This is a genomic window from Corynebacterium kozikiae (genome assembly GCF_024580965.1).
GTDB classification, from domain to species: Bacteria; Actinomycetota; Actinomycetes; order Mycobacteriales; family Mycobacteriaceae; genus Corynebacterium; species Corynebacterium kozikiae.
This window is the reverse complement of the sequence record NZ_JANIKJ010000020.1, coordinates 1-23,147: the sequence shown is the minus strand read 5'-3', so window position 1 is coordinate 23,147 and position 23,147 is coordinate 1. Positions and strand designations below refer to the sequence as shown.

The following is a 23,147-nucleotide window of genomic DNA, read 5'->3' as shown; positions in this document are numbered from 1 at the left end:
TGAAACATTGCTTTTTTCTTACTTCTTGTCTTCGGAATCCAAGTCCTTGAGTTGTTCCTCGAGGGCGTTGAGCAGTTCCTCATCGCGCTCTGGTACACCCTCGGTTGGGGTCTGGGTGGAGTACACCAGCACAGACTCCGCCTCCTGGGCCTCGTCGTCCTCGTACTCCTCCACCACTGGCGGCTCGGTATCTACTTCCTCCTTACGGAAGAAGAAGTAGTACACACCGCCTGCTACTGCCGCCAACACTGCGAATACTCCAGTGGCGGTAGCAACTCGTCGGAAAGCGGATGGCTTGGGGGAGACGCGCTGCTCCACGCGCTTTTCTACGTGCTTGCGGGCGTCCTGCGCTGCTTCCGTTGCTTCCTGTCCGATCTCACGGAGTGCCTCGTAGGCCTCCCGAGCCTTGCGGTCGCGGTACTCGGCGTAGCTTGCGTAAGCCTTCTTGCCTACGGTGTACGCCGTGCGAAGAGCGACGGGGTTCATATTGCCTCCTGTACGGTGAAAAAGATCTGTCCCCCAACAGCGTAGCGGGTTTGTCTATGATGGTGGGCATGAAAACTTCGACTGCAATTCTGCACACCAATCACGGCGACATCACCATCGAGCTCTTTGGCAACCACGCCCCAAACACTGTGGAAAACTTTGTGGGCTTGGCCCAGGGCACCAAGGAGTACTCCGAGAAGAACGCTTCCGGTGAAGCTACCGGCCCCTTCTACGACGGCGTGATTTTCCACCGCGTGATCGACGGCTTCATGATCCAGGGCGGCGACCCAACCGGCACTGGCATGGGCGGCCCAGGCTACCGCTTTGCTGACGAGTTCCACCCAGAGCTGCAGTTCGACCGCCCATTCCTGCTGGCCATGGCAAACGCTGGCCCAGGTACCAACGGCTCCCAGTTCTTCATCACCGTTGTGCCAACTCCACACCTGAACAACCGCCACACCATCTTCGGTGAGGTCACCGACCCAGCATCCCAGAAGGTTGTGCTGGAGATCGCCGGAACCGCCACCGACCGCATGGATCGCCCCGTCGAGCCAGTGGTTGTGGAATCCGTAGAGATTCAATAAACCCTCTTCAGACCGCATGGTTGAGCTCCTGAGGAAATACTTCGCCGGCGCCCCGGTGACCTTCCTTCTCAGTGCAGCCATCCTTGCGGTCTATTTTGTTACCGCAGTACAAAGCGGATCTCTTGAGCGCAATTGGGTGGACTCCACCTTGGCGCAAGACTGGATCCTGTTCGCCCCGGAGATGCATGACCCGGTGGCGATGCTTCGCGCCGTGGGCTCAATGTTTATCCACCTTGGCGCGACCCACATGGCGCTCAACCTCTTCATGCTGGGGCTGCTTGGCCCCGAGCTGGAGCGTGCCATCGGCAGCAGGCAGTTCGCCGCTGGATACTTCATCGCGGGGCTGGGGGGCTCCCTGGCGGTGATGCTCATGGACACGCTCGCGCCCACCGCGGGGGCCTCGGGCGCCCTCTACGGCCTCATGGCCTTCCTCGTGGCGCTCGCTGTGCGCCGAAAAATGGACCTCCGCGCCCCACTCGTGTTGGTGGCTGTGAACGTGGTCTTTTCACTCGTCTCCGGCAACGTTTCCCTGTGGGGGCACCTAGGTGGGCTGATCGCCGGCGCGATCGTGGCCTGGCCGCTCGTGGCGTGGAGAAAGGGCACGGCGCCGCTCCTTCTTGGCGTGCTGGTGGTGGAGTGCGTGCTCATTTGGGTTGTGGGCACCAGCATCGGCCCAACTGCGTAGCACGCGCATCCCAGCAGATTTTCCACACCCTAAGGGAAGTTTTCCACATTTTTGTTCATGAGGGGGTTTTCCACAATGTTAGTAACACTGTGGAAAATAACATCGCTGTGGTTCCTCGAACATCGGTCGAATACGCCTCATGTTCGAATGTAGCCACCTGGGCTTTTAGAGATTGATTCGAAAAAACACAAAGGTAAACAGTGGTGGAACAACTTTTTCCACAGGCTGTGGAATGTGCTGTGAAGAACCTCGTTTTCCACAGGTGTGAAAAAGCCGCGGCTGGGGAGTTAATCCCACAGCCGCGGCTTTGCGGTGTAAAGAGCCTGTTAGCGCCAGCCCATGGTCATGAGCAGGCCCACGATGAACAGGCCGAAGCCAATGGCGTAGTTCCAGGCGCCAAGTTGGACCATGAAGTCGATCTGAGGGCCCGCCAGGTAGTTCACCACGAGCCATGCCAGACCGGCCAGGAGCAGGGCAAACATGATGACCTTGTACCACACTGGGGTGCCGCTGGCGTTGATCTTCACTGGGGTGCGGTTCGTGGTGGAACTCTGGGGAACCGCGTTGGTTGTAATCTTTGACTTTGGCATGGTTTCTCTCAATAGTTGTGGTCGCTCGGCGGTGGAGCGGAACTTCTCACCAAGATTACCTTCCGAGGACGGAAAGGTCGAAGTTATACACGCTAATCGGGATGTCGGCGTCCTTGCGTACCAACGCGCCCTGTTCTGGGCTTTGGGTGGCAATGAGGCCTTGGTCCACCAGCGCGGCGGTGGGGATCGGATTGCCCTGGCGCAGTTGGGCGGGGTCGCCGGTCCAGCCGGCGGCGCGGAGGGCACCCACGGCTGCGGCGGGTTCCAGGCGGGTGATGCTCGGCATCCTCATGAGCATGCCGTTGGAAACCTGCACGGTAATGGTGGCGCCCTCGCTGGCTTGGGAGCCTTCGCCATTGACTGCCACCACGCGGCCCTCAGGCTCAATGGAATCCACGTACTGGGCCACCGGGTTGAAGCCCAGCGACGCCAAGTTCTCCTGCGCCTGCTGCCACGTCTGGCCGACGAGCAGCGGCACGCGCTCGGTGGGCAGGCCGGTGGAAACGGTGATCACCACGCGTGAGCCCCTGGAAACTTGGGAACCCGCGCTCGGCTGCTGCTGCGTAATTTGACCCTCGGCTACGGTCTCCGAAGCCTCCTCGCGCACCACCGGGTCCAGTTCAAGACCTGCGTCTGCAAGCGCCTTGGCTGCGTCGGCAGTGTTCAGCCCCGCGAGATCCGGAACCTCCGTGACTTCCCGCCCGCTGGACACCGTGAGCTGCACCGTTGTGCCTTCCCGCACGCTGGAGCCGGGGGTCGGGTTTGTGCCCAGGGCGATGCCGCGCGGCACGCTCGGGCTTGGCTGCTCCACCACGTTGACCTGCAGTGAAAGCTCTTCGAGGGCCCGGACTGCGCCTTCCTCAGTTTGGCCGGTGACGTCCGGGATTTCCACCATCTGCCTGTTGATGGAACTGCCGTTGAAATATTCGTAGGCAAACGCGCCGCCCACACCCAAAATGATGAGGCTGAGCACCGCAGCGACCGCCTTCAGCCCACGGTTGGAGCTGCGTTCCGACGCCCGATGGCGCGCGCGCGGCTCAAGGTCCGACCCCGGTTCCGGGGCTTCAGGTTGGGCTTCAGGCTGTGCGCCGGCACCGGGTTCAATGTAGTGCCGCGCTGCCTCCGTGACCGCACTGCGCTCCAGACGCTCGAGGTCTTCCTCCATGGCACGGGCGGTTTGGTAGCGATCCGCCGGGTGCTTGGCCATGGCGGTGAGTACCACTGCGTCCAGGTTGATTGCCGCGGTTGGGCTGATGTCTGCGATGAACTCACTCGGGCGCGTGGGCTCCTCTTGGACGTGCTGGTATGCCACGGCGAAGGGGGTATCGCCTTCAAAAGGAGGCCGGCCGGTCAGCGTTTCATACAGGACGCAGCCCAAGGCGTAGACGTCGGAACGCGCATCAGCGAGCTTGCCCCTGGCCTGCTCTGGGGAGAGGTACTGCGCCGTGCCGATCACGGCGGAGGTTTGGGTCATGGCGCTGGTGGCGTCGTCGAGGGCGCGAGCGATGCCGAAATCCATCACCTTGACCGAACCGGTGTTGGTGATCATCACGTTTGCGGGTTTGATGTCGCGGTGGATGATGCCGGCGTCATGGCTGGCTTGGAGTGCCTGGGCCACGGGGATAAGCGTGCGGGCGGCCTCGGCGGGTGCCATGGGGCCGGATTCGCGGACGATGTCCCGCAACGTGCGGCCGTGGACGCGCTCCATCACGATGTACGGCGTGTTCAGGGCGTCAATTTCCTGCTCACCCGTATCAAACACGGCAACGATCGCGGGGTGGTTGAGCTTGCCGGAGTTCTGCGCCTCGCGGCGGAAACGCTCACGGAAGTTGATGTCCCGCGCCAAATCGCGGCGCAGCATCTTCACCGCAACATCGCGGCCAAGCACGGTGTCCGTAGCCGCGTACACCTCAGACATGCCGCCTGAGCCGATGATCTCGCCCAGCGCATAGCGGCCGGCGATCAGTTCGGGCGCATCGGTCACTGCGTACCTCCAAGAAGATCTTCAATAAGGTTAGGTACCGACGGCTCCAGGGTCACCGTTGGCAACTCGCTTGGAACATCAGTGGGTGGGAGCGGCACCAGCGGGTCCTGTTGAGGGGTGCGGGTGAGCGTTTCCACCGTTGGGGTGGGCTCCTCCTCCGGGGTAGTTGGCTCAACCGTTGGGGTTTGGAAGACCGTGGTGGCGCTTTGTTGCTCGGTCACGGTCACGGTTTCCGGTGTCGGGGTGCTGGTTTCCGTGCTGTCATTGCCCAGTAGGCCATCGAACAACCCCGTGCTGGCCGCCCACACTGCGGCGGCGGCAACCGCAACGAGCAGCAGCGCCACCGCCACTCCGGTGCCAAAGCCGCCGCCGGACTGCTTCTGCTGCGAACTCCCAGTGGGCGCAGCGGCTGGAATCGCGGTAGGTGCCGGGCGTACACCTGTGGCAGCGGGGCTCAGCGTGGTGGGCTGCGCCACCTGCCCCAACATCTGCGTGGAGGCCGTGGGGGTTGGCTGCGGTGCAACGCGCTGCATGCTCGCCGTGGCGGGCGCTGGCGGGCGCTGGCCCGCGCGCACTGCCGCGACGGCAAGGGTGAACTCGTTGCCGTCTGCAAAACGGTTGCTTGGGTCTTTGCGCAGGGCAATGCCAATCAACTCACGGGCCTGGGCACTGATGGAGGTAGGCAGGGCAGGTGGGGCTTGGTTGATGTGTGCGATGGCCACGGAAACGGAGGAATCGCCGCTGAAAGGCCGCTTGCCAGCCAACATCTCATAGCCCACAACGCCAAGCGAGTAGACGTCCGAAGCAGCGGTCACATCCTGGCCCTGCGCCTGCTCAGGGGAAACGTACTGGGCGGTGCCCACCACCATGCCAGTGCGGGTGAGCGGCACTGCCGCCGCGGCCTTGGCAATGCCAAAGTCTGTGATCTTCACCTTGCCGTTTTCCGTGATCAGCAGATTACCCGGCTTGATGTCGCGGTGCACGAGGCCCATGCGGTGAATGATGGACAAGCCATGGCCAGCCTGTTCCAACACGTCCAGCGCCAGCGCTTCCTCCAGTGAGCCCTTGCGTGCCAGCATGTCCGCCAAGGATTCTCCGCGCACGAACTCCATCACAATGAAGCACAGGGTGCGCCCGGTTTGGTCGGTGGTTTCGCGGTAGTCGTAGGTGCGCACCACGTTTTCAGAGATAATGTTCTCGCTGGCCAGCGCTTCATTGCGGAAGCGAGAGAGGAACTCGTTGTTGTCTGAGAACTCGGGGCGCAGCACCTTGATGGCTACTTCGCGGTCATTGTGAACGTCGTCAGCCAGCCACACGGTAGACATGCCGCCGTTGCCCACCACCCACTGCAGGCGGTAGTCGGAGCCGATTAGGGCTTGCATTTGTTCATGATTCATGAGTCTTCCTTCCCTAACCTCTGCCTAACCCTGCGAACCTACTGCCGCGGCGATCACTGCCCGGCCGATCGGCGCTGCCACGGAACCGCCGGTTGCGGCCTGGCCTGCGGAGCCGCCGTTTTTCACCACTACGGCCACCGCGACGTCGGAAGATGGGCTGAAGGCGATGTACCAGGCGTGCGGATTGGAGTTCCGCGAATCCTCGCCGTGCTCCGCCGTGCCGGTCTTGGAGGCGATGTCCTGCCCCGCGTAGCCGGCGGTATTGCGCTCAGAGGCGCGCATCAGTTCCGTGAGCGTGCCGGCTACCTCGGGGGAAACGGCCTGAGTGAGTTCGCGGGGTTCGGTCTGGCTGATTGTGCTGCCGCTTGGGCTGGTCACGCGGGCCACCAGGTGTGGCTCCATTCGCAGGCCGCCGTTTGCCACGGTGGCGGCAATCACGGCGTTCTGCAGGACGGAGAGGGCAACGTCGCGCTGGCCAATGCTGGATTGGCCAAGGGCTGCGTCATCCGGGATGTCGCCCACGGTGCCGGCCACCATTGGCAGGCCCAAGTTGTAGGTCTCGCCCACACCAAAGGCTGCGGCGGTATCCCGCATCGCGTCCGCTCCGGCACCAATGCCCATTTCCACAAAGGCGGTGTTGCAAGAGAGCTGGAAAGCGGTGGCCAGGGAAACCTGCTGCTGCCCAGCACACACCTGCCCACCGTAGTTCTCCAGGGTGGTGTTGGTACCCGGCAAAGTGATGTTGTTCGCGCCGGTGAGCTGGGAATCAGGGGTGTAGCCCTGGGCCAGGCCAGCCGCCGTGGTGATTACCTTGAAAGTGGAGCCGGGCGGCAGGATCTCCTGCGTAGCGTGGTTCAGCAGCGGGCTGCCGGGATCCGCGTTCAACGCTGCCCAGGTGGCCTCAGACGTGTTCGGGTCCACGATCTCCTGGGCGTTGTAGCTGGGGGAGGAGGCCATGGTGAGGATCTCGCCGGTTGATGGCCGGATTGCCACCACAGCACCCTCGTAGCCAGACTCCGCCATGAAGTCGTGAGCCACCTGCTGCATGCCCGGGTTCAACGTGAGCTCCACGTTGCCCACGGGGGTCGACTCACCGAGGATAGTGGACCACACGCTACGCACCGCCATGGTTTCGTCGGTACCGTTGAGCACCTCGTTGTAGCTTGCCTCCAAGCCCGCAGCGCCGTACACCTGGGAAAGGTAGCCGGTCACGGGGCCGTAGATCTGCGGGTTGTTGAGGTATTGACGCTGGTAGAAGCCATCCTCATCTTGGATGGACTCCGCCAACACCACACCTGCGGTGGAGATTGAGCCACGAGGTTGCTGCGCCATCTCCAGGTAGGCGCGGCGGTTGAGGGGGTTGTCCGCGTACTCCTCGGTGCGAAACGCCTGGATCACCGTGAGGTTGATCAGCAGCACCAAAATGAGCAGCAGGGAGAAGATACTTACCATGCGGATTGAGCGGTTCATGCGCGCACCTCCTGTGCCAGCGGAGCCGCACCCGCACCAGCGCCCACTCCCGTGCCCATGCTGAGCGCTTGGCGGTGAGCGGCGTCGGAAATGCGCAGGATGAGACCCAGCAGGATGTAGTTCGCCATGAGGCTGGACCCACCCTGAGACATGAATGGCGTGGTCAGGCCGGTCATGGGCAGCAGGGCGCTGATGCCGGCGGTGACCACGAACACCTGGATGGCAATGGTCAAGGAGAGACCGGATGCCACGAGCTTGCCGTAGGAATCACGGGTGAGCAGCGCGGTGCGCATGCCACGGGTGACAAAAATGGCAAAGAGCACCAGGACTGCGGAAAGGCCGATGAGACCGAGTTCCTCACCGATCGCAGCCAGAATGAAGTCCGACTCCGCAACCGGCACAAGCTGCGGATGACCAGCGCCGATGCCCGTGCCGGAAATGCCGCCGGTGGACATGCCGAACAGTGCCTGGGAGAGCTGGTAGCCGGTGGTGTCATAGTTGCCCACCGGGTCCTGGAAGTTGCTGAAGCGGGCCTGGATCTTATCGGAAACCTGGTACACCGCGGTACCGCCGAGCGCTACCAGGAAAGCGCCGATCATCAGCCACGAGGCGCGGCCAGTGGCCAGGTAAATCATGCCCAGCACCGTGCTAAACAGCAGCAGGGCAGGGCCGAAGTCATTCTCCCCGGCCATGATCAAAATGGCGAAGCCCCACACGCCGATAATCGGTGCGAGGTCGCGTAGACGCGGGAACTCCAAGCCTAGGAAACGGTAGCCAGCCACGGTAAACAGCGCGCGCTTGGTCACCAGGAGCTGGGCAAAGAACAGCAGCAGGAGGATCTTTGAGAACTCGCCGGGCTGCACAGAAAACGGCCCAATGGAAATCCAAATCCGGGCATCCGCGTTCACCGCACTCGCCGGCCACACCAACGGCAGGGCTAGCAGGATCAGGCCGATCAGCCCGAGCACGTAGGAATAGCGGGTGAGCACGCGGTGGTCGCGGATAATCACCAGCACAGCCACCATTAGCGCCACCGCCACCAGTGACCACATTACCTGCCGATTCGCGAGTGCCGTCCCTTCAGCGAGGTCCAGGCGATACACCATCACCAGGCCCAAGCCATTGAGCACGCTGGCCACCGGCAGCATCACCTGGTCAGCGTGCGGCGCGGTGAAACACAGCGCCAAGTGGGCGATAGTGAACACCACCAAAAACCCACCGATCACCCAAAACATCTCTTGCGTGAGCGCCTGCCCCTGCGCGAGATTCAAACTCACCAGGGTCACGGCAATAATCAGCGCGGCACACACCAGCAGCCCAAACTCCAGGCGGCGAGTAGCAAGGCGTTGTGTCAACGTCATTTAATCCACCTCCCGGCAGTTCAACCCAGGGCTCGTCAGGTCACCCAGGGCAGTAGTGCTTGCTGTGCTTGCTGCGCTTGCTTTGCCTTCCGACGCGGCCAAGGCGGCAGCGGAAGAGGAAGCAGGCGCCGCAGCGGCCGTGCTGCTTTGGGCCGCCTGGCGGGTGCTCGTCGGCACCGCACTCGCTGTTGCTGAGGAAGCTGGCTCACGGCCTTGCGCTGTACTCCCACTTCCTTCGCGGGTAACGCACAGCGGCAGGGCCTTGCTGGCCAGGGTTTGCATCTGCTGCAAGGCTTGGTCGTAGTCGCCGCGGGGGAGGGTGGACACTTCCGCGCGAGCCGATTCATCCAGGTCAGTGAGCGTGAAGTGGTGGCACGGCGCCGTGGAATCCACCGGGATCATGGTGAGCTCATCGGTGGGGCTCAGGCAGGCACGCTGGTACGTGGAGTGCAGCTCGCGCCCCAGGAGGTTCATGTTCACGCCCTGCTCGATCACCAGCTCATTGCTCAGCGGGCTGGTGGTCACATAAAAACTGTTCTGCAGACGGCTAAAGCCCCACCAACCAGCGCCGATAAGGGCAATCAGGAGGGTGAGGGCAACAATGAGCACGAGGAATTTTCCCCGTTTGGGACTCGTGTCTAAGGCTTCCGGTTCAGCATCCCCCTCCGCCTGATTGGGCACCTGGGGCGCAATGGCCTGCGGTTGACGCTTCTGGATGAGCATCGCGGCTCGGCCAGCGGCGGTATCCGGGCGCGGGTCCTCCTCAATGGCACCCAGCAACGCCCCGCCGAGCAGCGGCTCCGGAGGAAGGGTACGTTCGGAGGAACCCTCCACCACGTCCGCAACCACAACGGTGACGTTGTCCGGGCCGCCGGAACGAAGCGCCAGCTCCACGAGGCGCTGCGCGGCCTGTGCTGGGGTGCCCTCCAGCAGGGTGGTCTCTATGGTGGAGGCCGCCACGGGGTCCGAGAGTCCATCGGAGCACAGGAGTACGCGGTCGCCTACCTGCACAGGGATGATCTCCAGGGTCGGCTCAACGGGGGTGCCGCTGTAGGCCTTGAGGATCATGGAGCGCATGGGGTGCATGAACACGTCTTCGGGGTCCAGCTTGCCCTCATGGACAAGGGACTGGACGTAGGTGTCATCCACCGTGATTTGGCGCAGCTTGCCGTCACGCAACAGGTAGCCGCGGCTATCGCCCACATGGCACATGCCAAACTCAGTGCCGTTGAACATCAAGGCGGTCAGCGTGGTGCCCATGCCTTGGGTTTCGGGAGCCTCAACGATCGCCTCAGCAATCTTGCTGTTTGCCTCATCGGCGCCGGAGCCGAGCAGCGCAAGCATGTCATTATCCTGCGGGTCCTGATCCAGAGAGCGCAGGAAGTTGATCATGATTTGCGAGGCGATCTCGCCGGCGGCGTGTCCACCCATGCCGTCGGCAAGCGCGAGTAGGTGCGGGCCCGCGTAGGCGGAATCCTCGTTGTTGTCCCGCACGAGGCCGCGGTCGGAGGCTACTGCGTAATCAAGTTTGAACATTAAGGAACCAACCTCACCGTGGTACGACCCACCTTCACATCCGTACCAACCGACACCTTTTCAGGCTGGTCAATGCGCATGCCGCTGACAAACGTGCCGTTGCGGGAATCCAAATCCTCCACAAACCACTCGTTGCCGCGCTTGATGAGCTTCGCGTGGCGCGCCGACGCAAAATCATCGCCCACCACAAAATCACAATCCGGAGAACGCCCCACGGTAATCTCCGTGAGCTGACCCAATTCCATCCGTGAGCCCGTCAACGGCCCATCCACAATAGTGATCAGGCGCGGCTTCCCCCCGCGTTTCGACGCGGCCAGGGGCGCCACCACAGCAGGCACCAGCGCGGCGTTCCCGCCCGCAGACGATGAGGCGGTGGCGTTCTTGGTGTCTTTGCGCTGCACATTCAAGGCGAACAGGATGAACAGCCACAGCAGCACCAACAGTGCTACCCGGAGGCCGAAGAGGATCATCGTATCCATGTGGTCTCCTTATTGATCCTGCGTGGGTTGGGTGATGCGGACTTCAATGTTGGAATGGCCGATGGTGATCACGTCACCGTCGGCAAGCAGCCAGTTCTCCACGCGCATGTCATTGACCGTGGTGCCGTTGGTGGAGTGCAGGTCCGTCAGCACTGCGGCCTCGCCGTCCCAAGTGACCTCGGCGTGCTGCCTTGATACCCCGGTGTCCGGCAGGCGAAGGTCGGCCTCGTTGGCGCGGCCAATGATGTTGGAGCCTTCTTGGACCACATAGGTGCGCGAAGAGCCGTCCTGCAGGAGGAGGTTTACTACTGGTTGTGATTCCTGCACGGCGGGTTCTCCTGTGGGTTCTGGGGTTGGCGGTTGGGGTGCTGGTCGTTCTTGAGGTTTGCTTTGGCGCGCGAAGCTGCTCTGCATGGTGGGGGAGGGATCCACTGCGGCTTGCGCGCGCAATTGGCCGGTGCGCATGGAGGTGTCTTCCTCAATCACCACTACTACGGGGCCCACGCTGACCCAGCCGTTGTTGCGGTGAAAACGAGTGAGTTGGTCCGCAAAGTCTGTTGCCAACTTGGGATTTTGGGTCTCAAGGTTGCTTGCATCTTTTGGTGATACGCGCACGCGGTACACATTGGGGGCTTCCACGCCACCTTCATAGGCGTGAACCAGGTTGTCCTCGGTTTCCTGCTTGAGAAGTTCCTCGATTTCCGCAGGTACCACCTTGCCGCCAAAGACACGGGCAAAGCCGTTGTCTAAGCCGCGCTGCATCGCGCTGTCTAGCTTGGCAATCCGATCCATCAAAGACACGCCCGCCTCCTTTGTGTGTACCAGTAGTGTTTCTGGGCATGCCGGGACATGCCGGGGCATACCTGGGCATACGACGTCCACCAGTATAGATGTCAACTTCAGGTAAGGACTAAGCAGTGTGCTGGGAATTTGTGGTGTCGATTCGCTATGACCTGCGAAAACGTGCAGCTTTTGGGGGGTTGAGTGGGATTTGCGGTAATTGCTTGTTGGTGGTGTTGCTGGTCACAAAAGTAGCAGGTTCGATGCTGTGCGTGTGTAGCTGTTTGGTGTGGTGTTTGCGGTGTGAGTAAGGGCCTCTACCTTGGTGTTTGCGCTAGAACGCGGTGTGCGTGCTACAGTAATCAAGTCGATCACACGAACGACCACCTGCCCAGGTGGCGGAATTGGCAGACGCGCTGGCTTCAGGTGCCAGTGTTCGCAAGGACGTGGGGGTTCAAGTCCCCCCCTGGGCACATTGAGCGGTTCACGAACCGCAAGGCCGGAGGTTACGAACTCTAAAAGGGTTCGTAACCTCCGGCTGTTTTGTTGTGAGGGTGGTCGGCGAGGGTCGGTGTCCCCATTAGGGACTTGCAGGCGGTGATCCGCTGGATGCTGCCCGAATTCGTGCCGTCATAGTCGCGTTGAGGCCTACTTTGCGCAGCCCTTCCAGTTGTCGCCGCCGTCTCCGGACGTGTAGGCGGTGGTGACCCTGTAGTTGACGACCGGATTGTAGACGATGGTGTCGGTGACGTCGGTGCGGGCACTCTTCGACGGCTGGCGCTCGCGCGGCAACTCGCTTTCCTTGCAGGTCGCCATTGCCGTCTTATCGCCGTGGCGGGTATTTGAGGGAGCCTCGGGGTCCTTCGTCGGCGTGGTGACTTTCCACGATGTGCGTGTACATGCGGCAGTTTGGGCACCAGACTTAGTCTGGTGATCTGCTGGCAATGCAGATGCGCGCAGGACTGTCTTCCGGGCAGCTAGCCGTCGTCACCTTGACTCCGAGCGGCTGGCGGCAGTTGCGGGTGCTTTCCGGGGCCTCCCCGTGTGCAGGTGCTGCCGGGGTAAGGGCAAGGGAACTTCGGCGACAATGACGAGCAGGTACCGAATCGTGATTGTCGGCAGGCACAAGCTCGTAAAAAGGTGTGCATTTGGAGTATTCCGTAAGTTGAGGACTCTTCTTGAGTGTAGCTATGCGACCGGGGCGGCGATGTTTTGTAGGTATTGGCCTGCGAGTAGTCAGGAAGCCGGAGGGATACCGTGGATGGGGTCCGCTACTTGACCGCTCAAGGCGGTGGCCCGTTGATGATGTTCGGCAGCGTAGAGCCAGCGGGGGTTGGCTGGCACTACGGGCGCAAGCACAACCGGGGGGCGCGTGAGGTCGGGACTACTTCTCGGCGGGAGGGGAGTGCCATCCCGGGACTGGAAACGACAGCATGCCAAGGTGAAATCGACCGCTGGTAGGCAATTGCCCATGGGCGTCGGTAGTTGGTATCGTCAACGGCATGTTGATTTTGTGAACAGCTTCGCTGCGGTTGCGCCGCAACCGCTAAAAGCGGTTGACCTTCCCGTAACGGTCGCCGCTCCGGCAATGAGCCGGGCGGTCTTTTTCCCATGCCCGGCTCCAGAACACTCATTCTCGGAGCATCCCTTGTCTGCATATTCCCACGGCCGTCATGAACACGGCCAGAATTTCCTTACCGATTCCCAGGTCATCGCCTCTGTATTGAGGCGCGTGGAGGCTACCACCGGCCCCATAGTTGAGATAGGGCCCGGCAGCGGCGCGCTAACTCGTCCACTACTCCGCACAGGACGGCCCCTCACTGCCGTGGAGATCGATCCCAAGCTGGCAAAGTCGCTGCGTCGCGTGCTTGACCCCACTGTCACCGTCATCAATGACGACTTCCTGCGATACCGCCTGCCTACGCACCCCCATGTGATCGTGGGCAACATCCCCTTTCACATCACAACCGCCATACTGCGGCGCCTCATGCGCGCTCCCGCCTGGACCGATGCCGTTCTCCTCATGCAATGGGAGGTTGCCCGCCGACGTGCCGGCGTCGGAGCTTCGACCATGATGACGGCCCAGTGGGCACCGTGGTTCACCTTTGAGCTTGGCGAACGAGTCCCCCGGGCGGCGTTCGAACCCCGCCCCAGTGTGGATGGCGGCATTCTGCACATCCGGCGCCGGTCAACACCTCTGGTGCCAACTGGAAAGCGCAAGTCGTTCCACGCCCTCGTACACGCCGTCTATACGGGGCGAGGTCGCGGTGTCGTGGAAATCGTGACACGAGCGAGAATCCTCCCCTCACGTCAGGCGGCGCGGGCGTGGGCTGAGAGATCTGGAGTTCGCCCCACCATGCTTCCTTCCGACCTGTCCGTGGCACAGATGGTCAGCCTCTTCGAGAGTGGGGGGTAACTCCGTCTTGGTATTGCAAGTGGCAGAGGTCAGGACGAGTTACTGGTTCTCGGCCTGGATGCCGTAACGAGAAAGGTCCGCGACGCTACCTGGACGAGCCACCCCGCGAGTGCTCTCGGATGCACTGGTCCAAATAGGGGCGGACTGCTGACGTTCCAGATGGCTTCCTTCTTGTGTGCCCCGCTCAGCGGGGGCGACACGGCATGCCCACGCCGCCGGCGTGCGCTGGTGACAGCCTGGACGGACTTGGGCCACCTGAATCACGTTAAGGCTGTAACCGGGGTATCAGGGAGTGAAGGACAAAAGTGCTAGCTGTCACCCTTGGGAACCTGCGACTTAGTGGGCTGCTCGGCGTCTCGGGCGGTAGTCAGGTCACGTGCAGCCTGAATCAGAAGGGCTGTCGTCTCACGTAGTGCGTCCCGGTCGAGACGGCTTCCACCGTGTTTCCTTGTGGCTATCAGAGCCTGCCGACCGTCTTCGGCGGTAATGGTCACTGCGTGGGCCACGGCGTTGCGGACGTCGATTGCTTCCCCACCGATACCGTCAGCCCACTCGACGATCCTCGCGGCACCGGCGGAGGCGGCCAGGTTCCGGAGCGTCTTCTTGACTCCTCCCAGGGTTTCGTCGAAGGGAGCATCGGACGGTTCTCCGTGGAGGAGATTGAGGGTGTCGCGCATCGTGAAGTGCAGTCGTGCGGTGGCCCACTGCACCCGCCCGAGGTCTTCCAGCAACTCTTCATCGCACGGCATCCCGTTGATCAGTTGGGCATCGGCGTTGTTCATGGTTCTCCGATCTCGGGGTCTCGGTTACTCGTCATCCGCTTGTGAGGCGGTGCCCCGCAGTGAATCATAGGGCGGTGACTTGCTCTTGTGAAGCGGGCTGGAGACCGCTAAAATAAAAACGTCGGAAGCGGCCCCCACGGGGGCTAGCCACGCACCAGGTGACCACCTCCCGGCACGAGTCTAACCAGCTCACAGCCCTCTCATTAGGGCTTTGTTGTTGACCGTGCCCTTTTGGGAGGTGGTTTTTGTGATTGAGATTCCCCCGAGCGGATTCGGGCCCAGCGCCTCGCGCTTCGTTGACGAGAGTCAGCGCTTGCGGTTGATGGTGCGCCTGCCCGCACCGATGGTCCGCGATCTGACGCTGGCCGCACGCAGCCGCGGCTGTTCGATCACGCGGGTGCTCACCGACATCCTCGAGGCCACTGACATCGGCGCCTACGGCTTCACGTCGGACGGTGATGTCCCGGCGTAGCAGCGCACAGACAAAAAAGAAGCGGCACCGATTGGCGTCGGTACCGCTTCGGCCGAGACAGCCCTTGCCGGGGCCTCGTCGGCAATCGCTCCTAAAACCTGCAACAGTCTTCAAGGAGGAGACGTGTCTACTTTGACATGCCCAAACTCCGATTGCAACCGCTTTCCCGCCGAGCCCAAGGCCCGGTGGTCGTGATGGGCCACCACCGCGCCATGAGCGCCGCCACTCCTGACCTCGTGACCGAGACCACCGGGGCCGTCCATGACGCCGTGCCCGCGGTGCGCCGGCGGCTGGGGCCACGCACCATCCCCGACGTTGACCGCTGGCAGCGCCTGCGCGCCTTTGGCATCAACCGACCCGCAGGACCCCTTCGTGACGCCGCCATTGAGGCTGCGGCGCTGGTGTGGGCCCATACCCCGCCCCGTACTGAGCGCGGCGCAGAAACCGCGGTCCGCCACCTCGCCGCATGCCTCTACGACGAGGCCGTGCTGTACGGCGTCGTCGACGAAGAGAGAGCACTGACCAGGGAAAAGGTGGATGCGCGGCTCGATGGACAATGCCCAGGGAGCGTGTGGTCGAGGCGGACATACCGCACTGACCTCTATGCCGCAGGTAGGGTGCTGTATCCGAGGGAATATCCGGTGGTGCAGGTACCGCTGGCCCCGCGTCCCCGCCCGGTGGCACCGGCGACGGCCGCAGCCGTCGCGGAGCTGTATGCAGCGACAACGCACCTGCCCGCGACTCATCGGAGGCAGGCCGTGACGATCCTCGACATGGTCACCGGCGCTGGCCTGACATCGCCACAGGTCAAAGTCCTGTGCGGCAGCCATGTGCAGGGGGTGGACACTTCGGCGGGCCGTGTGGCCGTCGTCGATGTGTCCCACCGGGGCCAGATCATCAGGCGCACACCCGTGCTGTGTACGGTGCGCAGCACCCGGCTTCTGGAGCGGGCCAGGCAGGTCGGTGAAGGCCGGATGCTGCCTGGGGCGTCCGACCGCAACGCGGTGAACCGTGTAAATGGGTGGTTGTCGCAGCGGGGCCTGCCCACCATTGATGTTCCCGCACTGCGGCACGCCTGGCTGCTGGACCTGGCTACCCACCCGGACATGACGTTGACCGGTTTCCTAGCGATCACCGGCACTACTGGTGTCCGTGCCATGGGGGACCTGGCAGAGCACCTGCCAGCCGTCGACATCGACGACCTGGCCGCACGCCTGATGGAGGAGGGCCCGCGATGATCTCCAGCCGTGATGCCGCTTACCACCTCACTGACGACGCCTTTGCCGAGTGCGCGGCACTGATCCGTCGCGCCGACATCGGGCCCATCCTGGATGCGGCCCGTCGTCAGGCACGCGGACCCGGCGGTCGGCCTCCACAGTGCCGCTACACCTTCGACGCAGTGCTCACCGTGGCGCTGTGGATCACACACGCAGGCCGTGTGCCGTCGATGGCGGAGGTCCACCGGGTACTGCGAGTGCTGCGCCCGGATCAGCTCGCCATGGTCGGCATGGCGGGCCAGAATCCCGCCTGTCAGGACCCTGGCCTAAGCTACGCGGCATTCATGGCGTGGCTGCACCGCCAGCTGGCGGTCATCGACCTCGGCGCCGACCTACTCGCCCGAAGGGTCAGCAACCGCGAGCACCGCGAAATGCTGGCGGCGCGCACGGCAGCGCAGCGCGAGGACAGTCAGCGCACCCGCAGTGCCCTCCACCGGATCATCAATCGACTGGTCGCCGCGTCCATTGACGACGCCGACCCCGACGGCTATCACGGTGATGTCGTCGCCGACGAGACGATCATCGATCTGGCCGGCCCCTCTGCCGGATTGGGTTCCCGCGACGACAAGGCGCGGGGGGCGGCGTACATGGGCGCCTACTACGCCCGCGACGACCGGGGCGTGCCGCGGACGGCGGGCATGCCGCCGCGCATACGAAAAGCGGCGTTCGGCATCGGTGTAACGGCGGTGACGAGGGTCGGCCCGCCCGGGGCTGTCGAGGCGGTTGCACCCGTGATTGCCGGCATCGCGATCCACACCCCGACCTCGGGGTCGGTCGACGGCCTGTGCCTTGCCCTTGACGCCCACGCCGAGGGGGGCTTCGCAGGCCAGCGCGGGCCCCGGGCGAGATGGCCGTACCTGGTCGTGGACATGGGCTATAACGCCAAGACGAGCTTTGCGCGGGAGATGCTGGCTCGCCGGATCGCACCCGTGGTGCGGTACCTGCGGCACTGGACCACGGTCTACGCCACCCATGGCAGTTAGGGAGTGGCGCCGGGACCGGTGCAGATTGCCGGGGCCTTCTACTGCCCGGCAGCGGCGCCCATCGTCGAGGGCCGGCAGGTGGTCCGTCGGACCACCGAGATGCTGGAGACCGACGGTTTCCGGGACCACGACGTGCTGCTTCGACGACTTCTGCCGCTGCTGATGGGCACCAATGGGCGCCCGGTTGTGGGGCGCTCCACGGCGGGTCGCCCGGCAGTGACAGCTAACGAACCGCCACCGGTGCGGCAGGCGTTGGTCTGCCCTGCGGTCCAGGGCCGGGTCCGGTGCCCCATGAAACCAGAGTCGATGGTGGCGGCACGCGCCACAGCACCGGAGGTGACCCCGCCCCCGGGGGCTGCGAGGTTCCAGTGCTGCACGAAGTCGCAGGTCACCGTGGCCTACAGCGACGATCAGGTGCGGATGATGCAGCCCGGTCTGGTGCCCGGCTCCTGGGAGCACACCCTGTACTACGAGGCCGCACGGTCGCTGACGGAGCAGCGGTTTTCCATCATGAAATCTCACCACTGCACGGGAGCATCAGACCTGACATGGGCACCTCGGCGCGAGCCGATGATTGCCCTGATCGTGGCTCTCCAGGTGGTCGAGGCCAATCGCGTCATTCAGCGCAGATGGCACAGTCGGCCAGCTGGGTACACGGGCTCGACGGTGCAGCGCATGATTCAGCTTCGCGCTGACCTGGGCCACGAGCCAATGGTGACACCGCCACGGACGTGATTTCTGCGCTTCGACGTTGCCCGATGGTCTCGAAGTGGCGAACCGAGGAGTCATTGTGTGCTTCCTCGTTCGCGTGGTTAAGGCCAGATCTAGGGTTGAACGAGTATTTTGCGGCCAGGAGGGTTCAATCTCTACGCAGCAAGAGTGATAGAAGGGTCTGCCCCGAGCTTGGTTGACACTTGACCTGTGAGGATTTGACCTCACAAGCAAGGATGTTCACCATGCCGAAGCCGTTCCCCAAGGATTTCCGCGACGACGTCGTGGCCGTGGCCCGCAAGGGCCAAGCACCCCTGAAACAGATCGCGAAGGACTTCGGGATCTCCGAAGCCTCCCTGCACAACTGGATGAAGGCCGCCGACATCGAGGATGGCCGCCGCCCGGGCCTCACCGACGCTGACCGGACCGAACTACGCGAAGCCAAGAAACGGATCCGGCTGTTGGAACAGGAGAACGAGGTCCTCCGACGTGCCGCGGCGTACCTGTCCCAGGCGAACCTGCCGGGAAAATAGTCTTCCCGCTCGTCCAAGAGATGGCCGCGGTCGGCGCCCGGATCCGGGTGCCGATCGCGGTGGCGTGCCGGGTCCTGGGACTGTCGACCCAGGGGTACTACAAGTGGCTCAAGGACCCGGTCTGCCGGCGTGACTACGACGACGCGCACCTGATGAACAAGCTGCACGACCTGCACACTGATGACGCCACCCTCGGCTACCGGTTCCTCACCGACGAACTCGCTGACGAGCACGGCATCAAGGTCGGGGAGAACCGGGTGCACCGGTTGTGCCGCATCGCTGGAATCAGCGCCAGTCACCACAAGAAGCGGTCCAAGGCCGGTGCCACCGGCCCGGCGCCCCACGACGAACTCCTCGCGGTCGTCGACGCCCATGGCGTGATTCGTCACGAGTTCACCACGGATGGCCCGAACAAGGTCTGGCTCTGGGACATCTCCGCGCATCCGACGCGGGAAGGGAAGCTGTGCATCTGCGCGATCAAGGACGTGTACTCCAACAAGATCGTGGGCTACTCCATCGACTCGCGGATGAAGTCGTCCCTGGCCGCTGCCGCGATGCGGAACGCGATCGCGTTGCGTTCGCCGGTCGGCACGATCTGTCATTCCGACAGGGGCGGTCAGTTCCGCGCGAAGAAGGTCCAGCGGCTGCTCGCGAACAACGGGATGGTCGGGTCGATGGGCCGCGCCTACGGCGCCGGGGACAACGCCAGCATGGAGAGGTTCTTCTCGTTGTTGCAGAAGAACGTGCTCAACACCAGGCGGTGGGACAGCCGGGAGGAACTCCGTCTGGCGATGGTCACCTGGATCGAAACGAAGTACAACCGACGGCGCCGCCAGCGTGCCCTGGGCAAGCTCGCGCCGGTCGAGTTTGAGATGATTTACACGGCCGCAGACGCGGCCTGATTACTGCAAACCCCGAGTGTCAACCAGACCGGGGGCAGACCCAAACGCCATAGAACCGCATTCGGAAACCCCTTTTCATAAGGGAATATCCGAGACCTTTTCCGGTGACTGATACCAGTAGAGACTAACATCAGAGTCGTCACTCTGTGGGAGAGGTGCGGCAGTGCGTACTTTAAAGGTTGTCGGGATGCTCACCGAAGTACCGAAAACCAGCGCGAACTGTTTGGGAAGCGAAGCCAGTCGGTTAAGCACTGACTCGGAGATGAACGGTGTCATGCGGCGGATATGCTGAAGATCTTCCGGGTTCTGGATTCGGTGAACTACGTAGTTCGAGCACTGCGACAGTACCGTTCCTGAAAGTTCACTGGGCCTCTGTGAGGAGAGCATAAGAAAAAGTCCGTACTTTCTGCCCTCCTTTGCTACGCGTTCGAAGATGCGAGTTGCGTCGAGTGTGCTCGCGGGAACGCTTTGACGCGGCACATAGCGATGCGCTTCCTCAAGTATCAGATTTACCGGGAAAGAATTTCGGACGTCGCTTTGTCGAAGACGGTCGAACAGTAGGCGTGTTATGACTGAAGACACAACCTCTACAACTTCGTCGCCGACGGCACTCAAGTCCAAAATATAGACCTGGGACTTCTTTACCGGGCAACTCGAACCGCGGTCGATACCGAGAATAGCGTCAGTGAACGACTCGGAGGTGATTGAATTGGCGCGGGAGGCGTAGGGGTCGCTACGCAAGAAAGAAAACTCGTCTCGCATACCGAGTGATTTGACGCGCGTCAGCAACGTCGAACAATTGTCTCGAACTCGGCGATTGCCATGACTTTCCTCGTAAAGAATCGCAATCTCTAGCGCGGTTGTGAGGTCCGAGAACCGGAATGGGTGGTTTTTATACGAAGGAATCTCCGCATCCGGAATCAACAGCTTCTTCAATTTCTCCTCAACCTGCTGAAGTCCTCGCGGTTCGAAGCTCCCGTAACTTACGGTCAACCTTGAAGTGATCTCACGGGGCGGAACTGCGCTCAACTCATACACATTGAGGAGGCCGCCGATGCGTGAATTTGCGGCCGTCGCGTTCTCGCTGTCCATGAGCAGGAACAGTAAGCATGAAGCAAGGATATGGTCACGTAGCGCCGCGAGCCGATCTGCAGACTCGGAAGCGAACAGGGACGTCAGCCCCAGTGCGGTGCGAAGTATGGGCCGTTGAACTCGATCGCTGGCTTGGAGCAGGAGCTCCCATTCTTCGAGACTTAGCAGCCAGTGCGGTAGAACGAAGCTGTCGAGCTGCTCCCGTTCGTCATAGGGGGCAGCTGGGAAAATCGCGGGGGCGTGGGCATGTTCGATTCGTGCGTATGTACGTTGAATTGGCGCAGGAAGTTCGGACACCGCGCGCCGATATTCCCCGTTGGTGTCGAAAAGCACGAACGTGCTTCCACCTGCTGGAGCCAAACTAGTCTTCCCAAGCGCCTCCTGCAGAAAGCTCGATATTGTGCATGATTTTCCGCTTCCGGTGTTGCCGAGGATCGCTGAGTGCGCCCCGAAGAACTCGTTGATTCGTACTTTAACGTCGTAGTCGTTGAAGACCACAGATGTGCCGACGGTAAGTGTGTTCAACTTTGTCGCGGGCGGTGATGTATTTGCAATATCGACCTCCTGGTTTGCGACATTCAGAATCCGGTCAAGATCCCGATTTTCGACGTGTAGAACGTCTGCGTACAGGGGGGGAAACACGGATACCCCGAACGAGAAACCGTGAGTTTCATCGAAGGGCAGGGTGCCCAGGGGCGCAAGCGTCAGTTGTCGCGAGGATGCGTGCATCACATCATCGAGGGATTTTGAAGCGCTCGAGATGGCTGATGAGTCAGGTCGCTCTTGAAGCCCTGTAACCTCAGCGACGACATAGGAGTTCGTTAGGGGGATGAGGACAAGCGACCCTATCCTCGCGACATAGTGCTGACCATCAAAGCCGACAAGTGTGTAACCGTCAGCGCTCTCAGCCATCTCTACGCGAAATCGTTCAGCGCTGACATCGATGATTGTCCCGAGCCGTCGGCGCCGGGCATCACTGGTCGCCATCGTGGTCGCCCTTCTTGATGTTTGCGAACATTCCCATCACGTTCTCGATGGCTTTCTCTGCGGGGTCTAGATCTCCCACTGGCATGATGTCTTCAACGAACTCCTTGAAATAGTGAGCCTTCCAGGTGGCGTTTGATTTCTCAGTTCCAACGATCCATACGCGAGGATCGTTAAGTTCCTGAAGCATTTTGACATGCTTGTTGGAGGTTCCTGCGTCGAACTCGGGCTTAGCGAAAATCAGGAGGCGAAAAGTCGGGATTGTAAGTGCCTGGTAGATGATGTTGTTGACATGCTCGTCACCGAAACCGTAGCCGACGGTTACCAGAGCACTTTGCTCCTGAACTACCTTGGTCTGAAACTCACGAAAAATGTCCGAGTATGGTGCCGCGAAACTGGCATTCTGCTTTGCGGGCGTTGGATAGATCAACATTGCCCTGCCGTCCCCGCTCTCGCTGATTGGGCGCTCTTCGACCGGGAAGAGCCCGTCATCCATCGCGTGCCAGTTGAGCGAGCCATGAAGTTTCAAAAAGTAGACCAGATTGTCCAGCGAGGTCCATCTTTGTGACGTCAAGTCGAGTCGCTGTGCGATGGTGTAGCGGAACGACGCCGGATTGAATCGCTTCTCGATCGAGCCTAGAAATCCGTTTATGTATGGAACCCCGATGCGGTCCATAGCAATCTCATTGAACAGGTCATAGTTGGTAGTGGCAACAGTTGGTCGAGGTAGTGATCGTGATCGCTGCGATAGCTTCCGGTAGAACGTTTGGTAGAGTTTCAGTACGTTGCTCGCGGAAGATTTATGTTGCCCCTCATTGCAGGTGTCAAAGACGTACTTCTTGATCGAATCAATTGCGGAATCAACGGCCTTCTTGGCCTCGGTGAGCGAAGGATTGCCCGTTTGGTCGAGAGCAAATTGGAATCCGAATAGGACTTCCATTAGTCGTTCAAGATTCCATGCGTACGCCTCGTTGGAAAGGTCAATCCCCAAGTCGGTTGTGAGAGAGTCCTTGATTTCTGCTGTCAGTCCGTATCGGGTGGCAGTGCCTGTGTTATCTTCGGCAAGTAGGCCTTGGGCCATTGGCCCCATCGTTGGTATGCCTTGTTCTTCCTTATTTTCGGAGAGTTGAGATGAGCAGCCCGCTCCAAAGAGAAACGTCAAGTTCTTTGAAGAAAGCACTTCGTTGAAATCGCTCTTGACGATGTCTAGTGGAGAACGGCCTGAAGCGTCAGGTGTGCCACCGCGATAGTGTTTCCCTCCCTTGAGGAAGGTAAGATCATGGTCTGGGGCTTCGTCTGTCAACTTGTACCTCCGGCTGCGTCGCCGACGTTGGGTCGTAGGGGGTCGGCTGCGAGCCGAGGGTCTTCATCTAGGCTACTTGGCCAGTGATGCAGTGGGACAGCGTTCCGTGCCTAGGGGCGCAGGGTTGATCCTCACGGGTCAGAGCTGAAGCTCGGTGCTGTGCGGTTCGCCTTTGAGTGGTCTCCGCGAGTAGTTCCGTTGCTAGGTGTTGGATGTCCTGTCTAGGGACTTTTTGGACACGGAGTCCAGTTAGTTTTTGGACGGGGAGTCCATGGGGTTTGTGGACGTGATGTCTAACAGCTTTTTGGACGTGGTTCGGGTGGAATATGCAGATGGCTAT

Annotated in this window: 21 protein-coding genes and 1 tRNA gene; 9 read left to right on the top strand and 13 right to left on the bottom strand. The window is 61.6% G+C overall.

Going from position 1 to position 23,147, the window contains the following annotated elements; translation table 11 throughout:
- Positions 1-18: 18 nt before the first annotated feature.
- Positions 19-486 carry a hypothetical protein gene (locus NQ018_RS09850; protein WP_257060713.1) on the bottom strand — a complete coding sequence of 156 codons (468 nt, stop codon included), beginning with the start codon at positions 484-486 and terminating at the stop codon, positions 19-21.
- A 56-nt stretch (positions 487-542) separates the two neighbouring features.
- Here NQ018_RS09850 and NQ018_RS09845 point away from each other — a divergent pair, with 56 nt between their 5' ends.
- Positions 543-1,070, top strand: coding sequence for a peptidylprolyl isomerase (locus NQ018_RS09845; RefSeq protein WP_257038659.1), 528 nt, complete (start codon positions 543-545; stop codon positions 1,068-1,070).
- 16 nt (positions 1,071-1,086) lie between these two features.
- Positions 1,087-1,755 (top strand): rhomboid family intramembrane serine protease, encoded by a 669-nt coding sequence (locus NQ018_RS09840; RefSeq protein WP_257060710.1) that lies wholly within the window; start codon positions 1,087-1,089, stop codon positions 1,753-1,755.
- Between the two features lie 326 nt (positions 1,756-2,081).
- Here NQ018_RS09840 and crgA read toward each other — a convergent pair whose 3' ends face one another.
- The 8 genes from crgA to NQ018_RS09800 are packed head-to-tail and all read right to left on the bottom strand — an operon-like array spanning position 2,082 to position 11,364.
- Positions 2,082-2,345, bottom strand: coding sequence for a cell division protein CrgA (gene crgA / locus NQ018_RS09835; RefSeq protein ID WP_257038594.1), 264 nt, complete (start codon positions 2,343-2,345; stop codon positions 2,082-2,084).
- A gap of 55 nt (positions 2,346-2,400) precedes the next feature.
- The gene (pknB, locus tag NQ018_RS09830) at positions 2,401-4,329 is read right to left on the bottom strand and encodes a Stk1 family PASTA domain-containing Ser/Thr kinase (protein WP_257060708.1); all 1,929 of its coding nucleotides are present in this window, start codon (positions 4,327-4,329) and stop codon (positions 2,401-2,403) included.
- Positions 4,326-5,726: a serine/threonine-protein kinase gene (locus NQ018_RS09825; protein ID WP_257038591.1), complete on the bottom strand. Its 1,401-nt coding sequence runs from the start codon at positions 5,724-5,726 to the stop codon at positions 4,326-4,328. The genes pknB and NQ018_RS09825 overlap by 4 nt, the downstream gene beginning before the upstream one ends.
- Positions 5,727-5,750: 24 nt before the next feature.
- Positions 5,751-7,196 (bottom strand): penicillin-binding transpeptidase domain-containing protein, encoded by a 1,446-nt coding sequence (locus NQ018_RS09820; protein WP_257038590.1) that lies wholly within the window; start codon positions 7,194-7,196, stop codon positions 5,751-5,753.
- Positions 7,193-8,557: an FtsW/RodA/SpoVE family cell cycle protein gene (locus NQ018_RS09815; protein WP_257060707.1), complete on the bottom strand. Its 1,365-nt coding sequence runs from the start codon at positions 8,555-8,557 to the stop codon at positions 7,193-7,195. The genes NQ018_RS09820 and NQ018_RS09815 overlap by 4 nt, the downstream gene beginning before the upstream one ends.
- Positions 8,558-10,093 carry a PP2C family protein-serine/threonine phosphatase gene (locus NQ018_RS09810; protein WP_257060705.1) on the bottom strand — a complete coding sequence of 512 codons (1,536 nt, stop codon included), beginning with the start codon at positions 10,091-10,093 and terminating at the stop codon, positions 8,558-8,560. It abuts the gene before it with no gap.
- Positions 10,093-10,572 carry an FHA domain-containing protein FhaB/FipA gene (locus NQ018_RS09805; RefSeq protein WP_257038586.1) on the bottom strand — a complete coding sequence of 160 codons (480 nt, stop codon included), beginning with the start codon at positions 10,570-10,572 and terminating at the stop codon, positions 10,093-10,095. Before NQ018_RS09805 ends, NQ018_RS09810 begins: the two co-directional genes overlap by 1 nt.
- A gap of 9 nt (positions 10,573-10,581) precedes the next feature.
- The gene (locus tag NQ018_RS09800; RefSeq protein ID WP_306429032.1) at positions 10,582-11,364 is read right to left on the bottom strand and encodes an FHA domain-containing protein; all 783 of its coding nucleotides are present in this window, start codon (positions 11,362-11,364) and stop codon (positions 10,582-10,584) included.
- A gap of 377 nt (positions 11,365-11,741) precedes the next feature.
- On the opposite strand from NQ018_RS09800, the gene NQ018_RS09795 reads away from it, so the two are divergent.
- A tRNA-Leu gene (locus NQ018_RS09795) sits at positions 11,742-11,825 on the top strand.
- A gap of 175 nt (positions 11,826-12,000) precedes the next feature.
- Here NQ018_RS09795 and NQ018_RS09790 read toward each other — a convergent pair.
- Positions 12,001-12,168, bottom strand: coding sequence for a hypothetical protein (locus NQ018_RS09790; RefSeq protein WP_239252036.1), 168 nt, complete (start codon positions 12,166-12,168; stop codon positions 12,001-12,003).
- Between the two features lie 832 nt (positions 12,169-13,000).
- Between NQ018_RS09790 and erm the strand changes: the two genes are divergently transcribed.
- Positions 13,001-13,768, top strand: coding sequence for a 23S ribosomal RNA methyltransferase Erm (erm, locus tag NQ018_RS09785; protein ID WP_038573210.1), 768 nt, complete (start codon positions 13,001-13,003; stop codon positions 13,766-13,768).
- A gap of 308 nt (positions 13,769-14,076) precedes the next feature.
- Here erm and NQ018_RS09780 read toward each other — a convergent pair whose 3' ends face one another.
- A complete protein-coding gene (locus NQ018_RS09780; RefSeq protein WP_257060697.1) occupies positions 14,077-14,550 on the bottom strand; it encodes a hypothetical protein in 474 nt (157 codons plus the stop codon).
- Between the two features lie 247 nt (positions 14,551-14,797).
- Between NQ018_RS09780 and NQ018_RS09775 the strand changes: the two genes are divergently transcribed.
- The 5 genes from NQ018_RS09775 to NQ018_RS09755 all read left to right on the top strand — a co-directional run bounded on the left by NQ018_RS09775 (position 14,798) and on the right by NQ018_RS09755 (position 19,428).
- Positions 14,798-15,022: a hypothetical protein gene (locus NQ018_RS09775; protein WP_257060695.1), complete on the top strand. Its 225-nt coding sequence runs from the start codon at positions 14,798-14,800 to the stop codon at positions 15,020-15,022.
- A 194-nt stretch (positions 15,023-15,216) separates the two neighbouring features.
- Complete coding sequence (locus NQ018_RS09770) at positions 15,217-16,260, top strand: hypothetical protein (protein WP_257060694.1); 1,044 nt, start codon at positions 15,217-15,219, stop codon at positions 16,258-16,260.
- The gene (locus tag NQ018_RS09765; protein WP_257060693.1) at positions 16,257-17,282 is read left to right on the top strand and encodes a hypothetical protein; all 1,026 of its coding nucleotides are present in this window, start codon (positions 16,257-16,259) and stop codon (positions 17,280-17,282) included. The genes NQ018_RS09770 and NQ018_RS09765 overlap by 4 nt, the downstream gene beginning before the upstream one ends.
- Positions 17,283-17,414: 132 nt before the next feature.
- Positions 17,415-18,017, top strand: a complete 603-nt coding sequence (locus tag NQ018_RS09760; protein WP_257060692.1) for a hypothetical protein — start codon at positions 17,415-17,417, stop codon at positions 18,015-18,017.
- 221 nt (positions 18,018-18,238) lie between these two features.
- Positions 18,239-19,428, top strand: a protein-coding gene (locus NQ018_RS09755; protein ID WP_257060690.1) for an IS3 family transposase whose coding sequence is annotated in 2 segments (ribosomal slippage) — positions 18,239-18,517 and positions 18,520-19,428 — 1,188 coding nt in all. Because the reading frame shifts where the segments join, the coding sequence is not laid out codon by codon here.
- 75 nt (positions 19,429-19,503) lie between these two features.
- On the opposite strand, the gene NQ018_RS09750 is transcribed toward NQ018_RS09755, so the two are convergent.
- Both NQ018_RS09750 and NQ018_RS09745 read right to left on the bottom strand, forming a co-directional pair.
- On the bottom strand, positions 19,504-21,507 hold the full coding sequence (locus NQ018_RS09750; RefSeq protein WP_257060689.1) for an ATP-binding protein: 2,004 nt from the start codon (positions 21,505-21,507) through the stop codon (positions 19,504-19,506).
- Entirely contained in the window at positions 21,494-22,807 is a 1,314-nt protein-coding gene (locus NQ018_RS09745) for an SIR2 family protein (protein WP_257060688.1), read from the bottom strand. Before NQ018_RS09745 ends, NQ018_RS09750 begins: the two co-directional genes overlap by 14 nt.
- Positions 22,808-23,147 lie beyond the last annotated feature (340 nt).